The following is a 12,075-nucleotide window of genomic DNA, read 5'->3' as shown; positions in this document are numbered from 1 at the left end:
AGGGCGTCACTGCGCCGGCGGCGGGGAAATTCCGAGCTCGTTGTCGATGAACGCGAACACCTCGGCCGCCGAGGCACCGGCCAGCTCCGCCTGCGGAGCCTCCGGAGCCTGCGTGCCCGGCGCCGCCTCCGCGCTCCAGCGGTTCAGCAGGGACTTCAGCCGCATCTCGACGCGCATCCGGACGTTCTCGTCCGGCTGCGCCAGGTCCGTCAGCGACGCCTCGAGCCGGTCGAGCGCGCCGAACGCCGACTCGGCGGGCGTGCCGCCGGGGGCGATGCCGGCCGCCAGGAACCGGGCCAGCGCGACCGGCGTCGGGTGGTCGAAGACGGCGGTGGCCGCCAGCCGCAGGCCGGTGACCTCGCGCAGCCGGTTGCGCACCTCGACCGCGGTCACCGAGTCGAACCCGAGGTCGCGGAACGGCCGGGTGCTGCCGATCGCCTCGGCGCCGCGGTGGCCGAGCACGGCCGCGGCCTCGGTGCGGACCAGGTCGAGCACGGCCCGGTCGCGTTCGGCCGCGGGCAGCCCGGCCAGCCGTTCGCGCCACCCGGCCGCCGCACCTTCGTCTTGCCGTTCCTGCTCGGCTTCCAGCTGGTCCAGCACGTGCCGGACGGCCGGCAGGTCCTCGATCAGCGGGCGCCGCCGCGACGCCGTGAAGGCGGGCACGAACCGCGCCCAGTCGACGTCGGCGACGGCGAGGAAGGTCTCGTCGCGGTCGAGCGCGCCCTGCAGCGCGGCCACGGCGCGCTCGGGCGCCATCGGCCGCAGGCCACGGCGGCGCAGCTGCTCCTCGCCCTCGCCGGAGGCCATGCCGCCGCCGGCCCACAGTCCCCACGCCACCGACGTCGCCTTCGCGCCGCGGGCGCGGCGCTGTTCGGCGAGCGCGTCCAGGTAGGCGTTCGCGGCGGCGTAGGCGCCCTGGCCCGCGCTGCCCCAGACACCGGAGTTGGAGGAGAAGAGCACGAACGCTTCGAGGTCGTCGCCGAGCAGCGCGTCCAGGTGCGCGGCGCCCGCGACCTTGGCCGCGAGGACGTCTTCGAACTCGTCGAGGCCGGTCTCGGCGAGGGTGCTCGACTGCGGCAGCCCGGCCGCGTGCACGACCGCCACCGGCGGGTGGCCGAGGCTGTCCAGCAGGGCTTCGACGGCCTTGCGTTCGGCGACGTCGCAGGCGGCGATGGTCACCGCGCAGCCGTACCCCCGCAGTTCTTCGGCGAGTTCGGCGGCGCCGGGCGCGGCTTCGCCGCGGCGGCTGGTGAGCACGAGGTGCTCGGCGCCGGCGCGGCCCAGCCAGCGGGCGACGTGCGCGCCGAGCGCGCCGGTGCCCCCGGTGACCAGCACGGTTCCCCGCGGCCGCCACGGCTCGCCGTCCGGCGCCGGGCGGGCCGGGCGCAGCCGCCGGGCCAGGATCCCCTGCGCGCGGATGGCGAGCTGGTCTTCGCCGCCGGGCTCGGCCAGCACGCCGGCCAGCCGGTCGGCGGCCCGCTCGTCGAGCGTGGCGGGCAGGTCGAGCAGGCCACCCCAGAGACCGGGGTACTCCAGGCCGATCACCCGGCCGAGGCCCCAAAGCTGCGCTGGCACACTCGACGCCGGGGCGTCGCCGGGCCCGGTCGCCACCGCGCCACGGGTGAGCAGCCACAGCGGGGCGTCGATCCCGGCGGCGGCCAGCGCCGGGGCCAGCGCGGCCGTCGCGGCCACCCCGGCCGCGATCAGCGGGTGCCCGGGCAGCGGCGTTTCGGTCAAGCCCAGCAAGGAAACGACACCGGTGTACTCCCCCGGCGGCAGCTCCTCCGCCGACGCGGTGACGACGTCGGCGCCGCGCCGGGCCAGCGCGTCGAGCACCGCGGTGACGAACCGATCGGCCCCGGCAGGCACGAGCGCGAGCCACCGGCCGGACAGCAGCGGCAGCGCGGGCTCGGCGACCGGCGTCCAGCCGACCTTCAGGCACCACGAGTCCACAGTGGATTCTTCGGCGCGCCGGGAGCGCCACCGCGTCAGCGCGGGCAGCACCTCGTCGAGCGCACTCCGGTCCACTCCGAGGACACCGGCGAGGTCGTCGGTCTCTTCGAGCGCCGTCCACAGTCCGTCGTCGGCCGGGGCCGCGGGGGCCGGGTCCAGCCAGTAACGCTGGTGGTCGAAGGCGTACGTCGGCAGCGGGACCAGGCGGGCGCCTTCGCCGAACGCAGGCGTCCAGTCGAGGTCGACGCCGTGCACCCACGCCTCGGCGAACGAGGTGTACAGCCGGTCCAGGCCGCCTTCGCCGCGGCGCAGCGTGCCGGTCACGAGTGCTTCGTCCAAAGTGTCCTGGACGCTCATCGTGAGCACCGGGTGCGGGCTGCATTCGACGAAGGTGTCGTAGCCGTCCTCGGCCAGCCGCCGCGTGGTCGCGTCGAACAGCACCGGGTTGCGCAGGTTGGTGTACCAGTAGGTGCCGTCGAGCCCGGCGGTGTCGATCGGCTCAGCCGTCACCGTGGAGTAGAAGGCGATCTCCGACGACCGCGGCGAAACCGGCGCGAGCACCTCACGCAGCTCCGCTTTGATCTGGACCACCTGGACGGAGTGGGACGCGTAGTCGACCGGGATCCGCTTGGCGCGCACGCCGTCGGCCGCGCACTCCGCCAGCAGCGCGTCGAGCGCGTCCGGCGCACCGGAGACGACGACGGCCGACGGGCCGTTCACCGCGGCGATCCCCACGCGGCCGCCGTGGCGTTCCAGCCGTCGCTCCACATCGGACGCCGACGCGGTGACCGACACCATCCCGCCGTGACCCGCCAGCGCCCGGATCGCCTGGCTGCGCAGGGCGACCACGCGGGCAGCGTCCTCGAGGGACAAGGCGCCGGCGACAGCCGCCGCGGCGATCTCGCCCTGGGAGTGGCCGATCACGGCGTCGGGCTCGACGCCGTGGGCGCGCCAGACTTCGGCCAGCGACACCATCACCGCGAACAACGCGGGCTGCACGACGTCGACGCGCTGCAGCATCTCCTCGTCGCCGAGGGCTTCCGGCAGCGACCAGTCGACGAACGGCGACAGCGCGCGTTCGCAGTCCCGCATGCGGGCCGCGAACGCCGGCGACGTGTCCATCAGGTCCAAAGCCATCCCCACCCACTGCGAGCCCTGCCCGGGAAAGACGAAGGCGACCTTGCCCCCGTGGCGGGCGCTGCCCCGCACCAGGCCGGGGACGGCCCGGCCGTGGGCGAGCGCGCCCAGCGGGTCGTCGCCGCCGGGCTCGCCGCCGGCCACGAGCACCGCCCGTTGCTCGAACGTAGACCGGGACTTCGCGAGGGAGTACCCCACATCTGCGGCCCGGACCCCCTGTGCGGCCCCTACCCGCGCCTGCAGCCGCCGCGCCTGTGCGGCCAGCGACGCCGGCGTTTTCGCGGACAGCACCCAGGGCACCGGGCCGGGGGGGGCGGGGCCCGCCCGCGGCCGGGCGCCCGCCCCCGCCGCGCCGGGCCGCCCCGCGCCCCCGGCTTTTCCGCTCCCACCCCCCCGGCCCGGGGGGCGGCCGCCCCGCCCCCGGACGGCTCCGTCGCGACCGGCTCCGGTGCGGCTTCGAGGACCGCGTGCGCGTTGGTGCCGCTCATGCCGAACGACGACACGGCGGCCCGGCGCGGGCGGCCGGTTTCGGGCCAGGGCCGGTTTTCCGCCAGCAGCCGGACGTTCCCGGCCGACCAGTCCACATGGGACGACGGAGTGCCGGCGTGCAGCGTCGCCGGGAGCACGCCGTGGCGCAGGGACTGGACCATCTTGATCACCCCGGCGACCCCGGAAGCGGCCTGGCTGTGCCCGATGTTGGACTTCACCGAGCCGAGCCACAGCGGGGTGGCGCGGTCGCGGCCGTAGGTGGCCAGCAGCGCCTGCGCCTCGATCGGGTCGCCGAGCGTGGTGCCGGTGCCGTGGGCTTCGACGGCGTCGACGTCGGCGAAGGTCAGCCGGGCGTTGGCCACCGCCTGGCGGATGACCTGCTGCTGCGCGGGGCCGTTGGGCGCGGTCAGGCCGTTGGAGGCGCCGTCCTGGTTGACCGCCGAGCCGCGGATCACGGCGAGCACCTCGTGGCCGAGCCGGCGGGCGTCGGCGAGCCGTTCGACCAGCAGGACGCCGGCCCCCTCGGCCATGCCCATGCCGTCGGCGCCGTCGGAGAACGCCTTGCAGCGGCCGTCGGCGGCGAGCGCGCGCTGGCGGCTGAAGGCGACGAAGGACGCCGGGGTCGACATCAGCGCCACCCCGCCGGCCAGCGCCATCGTGCACTCGCCGGTGCGCAGCGACTGGCAGGCCAGGTGCAGCGCGACCAGGGACGACGAGCACGCCGTGTCGACCGTGACGGCCGGGCCGGTGAGCCCGAAGGTGTAGGAGATCCGGCCGGAGACGACGCTGGCCGCGCCGCCGGTGAGCAGGTGCCCGGCCGAGCTGTCCGGCTGGGCCAGCCCGATGCCGTAGTCGGCGTAGTTGGTGCCGACGAACACGCCGACGGCGCTGCCCCGCAGGCTTTCCGGGTCGACGCCGGCGCGTTCCATCGCCTCCCACGACGTCTCCAGCAGCAGCCGCTGCTGCGGGTCCATGGTCAGCGCCTCCCGCGGCGAGATGCCGAAGAAGCCGGGGTCGAAGTCGCCCGCGTCGTGCAGGAAGCCGCCGTGGCGGGTGTAGCTGGTGCCGTCGTGATCGGGGTCGGGGTCGAACAGCGCCTCGACGTCCCAGCCGCGGTCGGCCGGGAACCCGGTGATCGCGTCGCCGCCGGTGGTGATCAGCTCCCAGAGGTCCTCCGGGCTCTTGATGCCGCCCGGGTAGCGGCAGCTCATCGCGACGATGGCGATCGGCTCGTCGTCGGCGACCGCGACGACGGTCTCGGTGACCTTCGCCGTGGCGCCCAGCAGGAACTCCGTGATGCGCTCGGCCGTCGGGTGGTCGAAGGCGAGGGTGGCGGGGAGGCTCTGGCCGGTCTCGGCGGCGAGTCGGTTGCGCAGCTCGACCGCGGTGAGCGAGTCGAAGCCGAGTTCGCGCAGGGCCACGCCGGGGGCGACGGCGTCCGGGCCGTCGTGGCCGAGCACCGCCGCGGCGGTGGCGCGGACCAGGTCGAGCACGGCCCGGCTGCGGTCGGCCGGGGCCACCTCGGCCAGCCAGCCCCGCTTGACCTGCGGCTTCTCCACCGTCAGCGCGCGACGGACCTCGGGCAGCTCGTCGAGCAGCGGCCGGGGCCGCAGGGCGGTGAACACCGGCGCGAAGCGGGCCCAGTCGACGTCGGCCACGGCGAGGAACGTCTCGTCGTCGGCGAGGACCTGGCGCAGCCCCGCGAACGCGAGGTCGGGGTCGAGGAACGGCAGGCCCTGGCGCAGCAGGCGGCTCGCGTCGAAGTCCTGGTTCGCCTTGGCCGGGTTCGCGGCGTTCCACACGCCCCAGGCGAGCGAGGTGGCGCGCAGGCCGCGGGCGCGCCGCCGCTGCGCGAGGGCGTCGAGGTGGGCATTGGCCGCGGCGTAGGCCGCGTGGTCGCCGCTGCCCCAGACGCCGGCGATGGAGGAGAACAGGACGAACGCGTCGAGGTCGCGGTCGAAGACGGCGTCCAGGTTCTCGGCGCCCAGCACCTTGGCGCGCGCGACGGCGGCGAACGCGGCGACGTCGGTGGCGTCGATCGAGGCGAGTTCGATGAGCGCGGCGGCGTGGACGACGGCGCGGATGTCGTGCGCTTCGGCGAGCGCCTCGACGGCGGCGCGGTCGGTGACGTCGCAGGCGGCGAAGGTGATCCCCGGGTCGGCGGGGATTTCGCCGCCGCGACGGCTGGCCAGGATGACGTGCTCGGCGCCGGCGCCGCGGAGCCAGCGGGCGATCCGCGGGCCGAGTGCGCCGGTGCCGCCGGTGACCAGGACGGTGCCGCGCACCGACCACGAACCGGGTGCGGTCCGCGGCGGGGCGGCGTGGACGAGGCGGCGGACGCGGACACCGGACGGCCGGATGGCGAACTGGTCCTCGTCGCCGGGGCCGGCCAGGATGGCGGTGAGCCGGTCCAGCGCACGGGCATCGGGATCGGCAGGCAGGTCGATGAGGCCGCCCCAGCGGTCCGGGTGCTCCAAGCCGATCACCCGGCCGAGGCCCCAGATCTGTGCCTGCGCGGGTGACGGCGAGTCCGTGTCGACCGCGCCGGACGTCAGCAGCCACAGGGGCGCGCCGATCCCGGCGTCACCGAGGGCCTGGGCCAGCACCAGCGTCCCGGCGACCCCGGACGGCAGCTCGGGGAACTCCGGGTGGGGGCGCTCGTCGAAGGCCAGCAACGACACCACGCCCGCCACGTCCGGCCCGGCCTCCCGCAGCCGGGCGGCCAGGCTTTCGCGGTCTCCGGTCACCGGGACGAGCTCGGCGCCGAGCGTGTCCACGATGGACGATTCCTGGCCGGGTGCGACGACCGCGAGCCAACGTCCGGACAGCGTGCCGGCGGGCTCCGGCGCCGGACGCCAGCGGACGTCGTAGCGCCAAGAGTCCACGGTGGACTTGTCGCGGGCCGTCCGCCGCCAGTCGCTCAAGGCGGGCAGCAGCTCGTCGAGCGGAACCTCGGGATCGACCCCGAGCGTTTCCGCGAGAGATCCGCTGTCGACCGCGGCCCAGAAACCGGAGTCCGCCGGATCGGCGACCACGGGATCGCCGGGCTTCAGCCAGTACTGGCGCTGCTGAAAGGCATACGTGGGCAGATCGACCCGCGCGGCACCGGCGAAGTACGACGTCCAGTCGACCTTGACGCCGTGGACGTGCGCTTCCGCTACCGACAGCGCGAAGCGGTCCAGGCCGCCTTCGTCGCGGCGCAGGGACCCGAGCGCGACGACGTCGTCGCCGATCGCCATGGTCAGCACGGGGTGCGGCGACGCCTCCACGAACGTCCCGAACCCCTCGGTCTTCAGCCGTTCGACGGCGATGTCCAGCCGGACAGTGCTGCGCAGGTTCGTGTACCAGTACTCCGCGTCCAGTTCCGTCCCGTCGATCCACTCGCCGGTGACGGTCGAGAAGAACCCGGTCCCGGCGGTGCGCGGTGTGATCGGCGCGAGGACGTCCAGGAGTTCGCCGCGCAGCTGTTCCACCTGCACGGAGTGCGACGCGTAGTCCACCGGGATCCGGCGGGTGCGCACCTCGGTACAAACGGCCATGAATTCGTCGAGCGCGCCGGGCTCGCCGGAGACGACGGTCGACGACGGGCCGTTGACGGCGGCGATGCTGATCCGTTCGCCCCAGGGCGCGGCGAGCTCTTCGGTCCGGTCGCGGGACGCCGCGACGGACACCATGCCACCCGCACCCGCCAGCGCGAGGATCGCCTTGCTGCGCAGCGCGACCACGCGAGCACCGTCCTCGAGCGACAGTGCACCCGAGACGACCGCGGCGGCGATCTCGCCTTGGGAGTGACCGATCACCGCGTCCGGACGCACCCCGTGGGCCGCCCAGAGCTCGGCCAGGGACACCATCATCGCGAACAGCGCGGGCTGCACGACGTCGACGCGGTCCAGCTCGGGTTCGTCGAGCAGCGAGAAGCCGGTGTGCGGTTCGAGCGCCCGCGCGCACTCGGTGAACCGGGCGGCGAACACCTCCGAGGTCGCCAGCAGCTCGGTGGCCATGCCTGTCCACTGGGCACCCTGGCCCGGGAAGACCATGGCGACCTTGCCGCTCCCGGCGACCCCCGAGACGACGTGGGGCGCGGGCGTGCCGTCGGCGAGCGCGCGGACCCCGGCCAGCAGCCGCTCCCGGTCCGCCCCGACCACGACGGCCCGGTGCGCGAACGCCGACCGGGTCGTCGCCAGCGAGAAGGCGACATCGGCCGGGTCACCGTCCATAAGCGACAGCCGGGCGGCCTGCTCGCGCAGCGCCTCGGGCGTCTTGGCCGACAGCACCCACGGCACCACTCCGCCGGAAGTCTCCGAGGAAGATGGCGGCTCCGCAGCTTCCTCGAGGATGATGTGCGCGTTGGTGCCCGAGATGCCGAACGACGACACCGCACCCCGCCGCGGGCGTTCGGCGGTCCAGTCCCGGCCTTCCTGGAGCAGCTCGACAGCGCCGGCGGTCCAGTCGATCTTCGTCGACGGCGTGCCCGCGTGCAGGGTCGGCGGCATCCGGCGGTTCCGCAGCGCCAGCACGAGCTTGATGATCCCGCTGACGCCGGCCGCGGCCTGCGTGTGCCCGATGTTCGACTTCACCGAACCCAGCCACAACGGCGTTTCCCGGTCCTGGCCGTAGGTGGCCAGCAGGGCCTGCGCCTCGATCGGGTCGCCCAGTGCCGTGCCGGTGCCGTGCGCTTCGACCAGGTCGACGTCCACAGTGGACAAGCGGGCGTCGGCGAGCGCGTCCCGGATGACCCGCTGCTGGGCCGGGCCGTTCGGCGCCGAGAGGCCGCTGCTCGCGCCGTCCTGGTTGACGGCCGAGCCGCGGATCACGGCCAGCACCGGGTGGCCGAGGCGCTCGGCATCGGCCAGCCGCTCGACCAGCAGCATGCCCGCGCCCTCGCCCCAGCCGGTGCCGTCGGCACCCTCGGCGAACGCCTTGCACCGGCCGTCACCGGACAGCCCGCCCTGGCGGCTCATCTCGGTGAACATGTCCGGGTTGACCATCACCGCGGCGCCGCCGGCCAGCGCGAGGTCGGACTCGCCTCGCCGCAGCGACTGGACCGCCAGGTGCAGTGCGACAAGCGACGACGAGCACGCGGTGTCGACGGTGACCGACGGGCCCTCCAGGCCGAGGGTGTAGGAGATCCGGCCGGACAGGACGCTGGTCGCGGTGCCGGTCATCAGGTGCCCGGCGACCGCCTCGGCCTCCTCCCCCGCGCCGGTGCCGTACCCCTGGGAGGCCGCGCCGACGAACACCGCCGAGCGGCTGCCGCGCAGCGTCTCCGGGACGATCCCGGCGCGTTCCAGGGCTTCCCACGACGTCTCGAGCAGCAGCCGCTGCTGCGGATCCATGGCCAGGGCTTCGCGCGGCGAGATGCCGAAGAAGCCCGCGTCGAACCGGCCCGCGTCGTGGACGAAGCCGCCTTCGGCGACGAAGCCGGCGTCGTGCGCGTCGGGCCAGCCGCGGTCGGCCGGGAAGCCGGACATCCCGTCGCCGCCGGAGTCCACCAGCCGCCACAGGTCCTCGGGCGACCGGACGCCGCCGGGGAACCGGCAGGCCATCCCGACGATCGCCACCGGGGCGGACGCGGCGTCCTCGACCTCCTGGACGCGCTTGCGGGCGCGCCGGAGGTCCGCGGTCACCTTCTTCAGGTACTCCCGGAGCTTCGCGTCGTTGTCCATCAGGCCCCATCCCGTCGCGTGCCGTCCATTCAGGACAGTCCGAATTCGTTGTCGATCAGGTCGAAGATTTCGTCGTCGGTCGCGGCGTCGAGTTCGGTGTCCTCATCCGCCGAACTCCGGCGGCGCGCGAGCAGGGTCTCCAGCCGCGCGGTGACGCGGCGGCTGTCCCCGGCGCGGGCCAGCAGCCGGTCCAGTTCCGCCAGCACGGCGTCGTCCGCGTCGACGGCGGCGGGCGCGAGCCCGGCCAGCAGGTGCGCGGCCAGGTCGGCGGGCGACGGGTGGTCGAAGATCAGCGTGGCCGGCAGCCGCAGCCCGCTCTCGGCGGTGAGCCGGTTGCGCAGTTCCACCGCGGTGAGCGAGTCGAAGCCCAGGTCGAGGAAGCCACGGCCGCCCTCGACGTCGGCGGCCGAGCCGTGCCCCAGCACCGTGGCGACGTGCCTGCGCACGACGTCGAGGAGGAACTCGCCGCGCTCGTCTTCGGGCACGGCCGTGAGCCGCTCGGCCAGCGACGGGCCTTCGCCCGGCGTCGCCGCTTCGGCGGTCCGGCGGGCCGGGGCCCGGACCAGCGACGCGAACAGCGGCGGCAGCCCGGACTGCGCGCCCAGCGCGGCCGGGTCGAGCTGCAGCGGCAGCAGCGCCGGTTCCGGCCGGGCCGCTGCGACGTCGAACAGGTCGAGCCCGCGGTCGGCGGTGAACGGGACGAACGCGGACCGCGCCAGTTTCGCCCGGTCGGCTTCGCGGAGCATCCCGTCGGTGGCCCACGGGCCCCAGCCCAGTGACCCGGCCGGGAGCCCGCGCGCCGCGCGGTACTGCGCGAGGGCGTCGAGGAACGCGTTGGCCGCGGCGTAGTTGCCCTGGCCGGGACTGCCCAGCGTGGCGGCCGCCGAAGAGAACAGGACGAACGCCGAGAGGCCCCGGTCGCGGGTGAGTTCGTGCAGGTTCAGGGCCGCGTCGACCTTCGGCCGCAGCACCGCGTTCAGCCGCTCCGGCGTCAGCGACGCGACGACGCCGTCGTCGAGCACACCGGCCGCGTGCACGACGCCGGTGAGCGCCGGTATCCCGGCGAGCACGGCGGCCAGCTCGCGGCGGTCGGCGGCGTCGCCGGCCACGATCCGGACCTCCGCGCCCAGCTCCCGCAGTCCCTCGGCCAGCTCGGCCGCGCCCGGCGCGGCCGGCCCGCGGCGGCTGAGCAGCACCAGGTCGCGGACGCCGTGCCCGGTGACCAGCCGCCGGGCGAGGAGGCCGCCGAGCGCGCCGGTGCCGCCGGTGATCAGCACCGTGCCGTCGCCGAAGGACGGCGGCATGGTGAGCACGACCTTGCCGACGTGCTTGGCCTGGCTGACGAACCGGAACGCCTCCGGGGCGCGCCGGACGTCCCAGGTCCGCACCGGCAGCGGCGTCAGCGCGCCCGCTTCGAACAGCGCGAGGACCTCGGTGAACAGCTCCCGGATGCGGTCCGGGCCGGCTTCGACGAGGTCGAACGCCTGGTACCGGACGCCCGGGTGGGCGGCGGCCACGGCGCTGGAGTCCCGCACGTCGGCCTTGCCCATCTCGAGGAACCGCCCGCCGCGCGGCATCAGCGCGAAGGAGGCGTCGACGAACTCGTTGGTCAGGGCGTTGAGCACGACGTCGACGCCCCGGCCGCCGCTGGCCTCGCGGAACAGCTCCGCGAACCCGGTCGTGCGGGACGACGCCAGGTGCGCGTCGTCGAGCCCGGAGGCGCGCAGGACGTCCCACTTGCCGGGGCTCGCCGTGGCGTAGACCTCGGCGCCGAGGTGGCGGGCGAGCTGGATGGCGGCCATCCCGACGCCGCCGGCGCCCGCGTGCACCAGCACGGACTCCCCGGCGCGCAGCCCGGCCAGGTCCACGAGCCCGTAGTAGGCGGTGAGGAAGACGATGGGCACCGACGCGGCTTCGCTGAAGGACCAGCCGTCGGGGATCTTGGCCAGCATCCGCCGGTCGGCGACCGAGCGCGGGCCGAAGGCGCCGGGGAAGAACCCCATCACCTTGTCGCCGGGGACGAGCCCGGTGACGCCTTCGCCGCATTCGAGGACGACGCCGGCGCCTTCGATGCCCATGATCGGCTCGCCCGGGTACATGCCGAGGCCGATGAGGACGTCGCGGAAGTTCATCCCGGCGGCCCGGATGGCCACCCGGACGGTGCCGGGTTCGAGGCGTTCCGGCAGCGGGTTCGGGACGAGTGCGAGGTTCTGCAGGGTGCCGCGGCCGGTGCTGTCGAGCCGCCAGTTGCCCTCGGCGGGCGGCTGGAGCAGGGCGCCCGAACCGGCGCGCACGAGCCGCGCGGCCAGCGCACGGCCGTCCCGCAGCGCGAGCTGGGGTTCGCCGGAGGCGACCGCGCCGAGCAGGGCCGCCGAGCGCGGGTCTTCGTCGTCGAGGTCGACCAGGACGAGCCGGCCGGGGTTCTCGAACTGCGCGGACCGCAGCAGGCCCCAGACGGGTGCGGCGGTGAGGTCGGGGACGCGGTCGCCGTCGGCCGCGCCGACCGCGCCGCGGGTCACCAGCACGAGCCGGGCGGTGGCGAACCGGTCGTCGGCCAGCCACTCCCGCACCAGGTCGAGCGCGAACGCGGCGCGCTCCCGCGGCTGCGCCGAGTGCCGGATCGCGGAGAACACGAACTGCGGTTCCTCGCCGCCTTCCCCGATGCGGCGGCCGAGGTCCGCCAGGTCCACACAGGACTCGACGGTGCCCAACGAGCCGAGCCCGGCCACCAGGCCGAGCGGGTCCGGGCCGATGACCGCGTACCGGCCGCCCGAAGTTTCCGGCACGGGAACCGGCGTCCATTCGACCTGGAACAGCGCGTCGCCGCCGT

Annotated in this window: 3 protein-coding genes (1 of these 3 cut by a window edge); all 3 read right to left on the bottom strand. The window is 75.2% G+C overall.

Features of this window, described 5'->3' with window-relative positions; all coding sequences use genetic code 11:
* Nucleotides 1-6: 6 nt before the first annotated feature.
* Tightly spaced (at most 29 nt apart), the 3 genes in view from AB0M93_RS32335 to AB0M93_RS32325 form a layout consistent with a single transcriptional unit that may run on beyond the window.
* The gene (locus AB0M93_RS32335; protein WP_364280409.1) at nt 7-3,381 is read right to left on the bottom strand and encodes an SDR family NAD(P)-dependent oxidoreductase; all 3,375 of its coding nucleotides are present in this window, start codon (nt 3,379-3,381) and stop codon (nt 7-9) included.
* A complete protein-coding gene (locus AB0M93_RS32330; protein WP_364280406.1) occupies nt 3,318-9,245 on the bottom strand; it encodes a type I polyketide synthase in 5,928 nt (1,975 codons plus the stop codon). Before AB0M93_RS32330 ends, AB0M93_RS32335 begins: the two co-directional genes overlap by 64 nt.
* A gap of 29 nt (nt 9,246-9,274) precedes the next feature.
* Nucleotides 9,275-12,075, bottom strand: partial view of a type I polyketide synthase gene (locus AB0M93_RS32325; protein ID WP_364280403.1) — the final stretch only. 12,256 nt of this gene lie beyond the right edge of the window; only the last 2,801 of its 15,057 coding nucleotides appear in the window; its start codon lies beyond the right edge, outside the window — the gene reads right to left on this strand; the stop codon is at nt 9,275-9,277.

The sequence above is a fragment of the Amycolatopsis sp. NPDC051102 genome, assembly GCF_040682815.1.
Classification (GTDB): domain Bacteria; phylum Actinomycetota; class Actinomycetes; order Mycobacteriales; family Pseudonocardiaceae; genus Amycolatopsis.
Note: the sequence above shows the minus strand (reverse complement) of the source record. Positions and strands in the feature narration are given on the sequence as shown.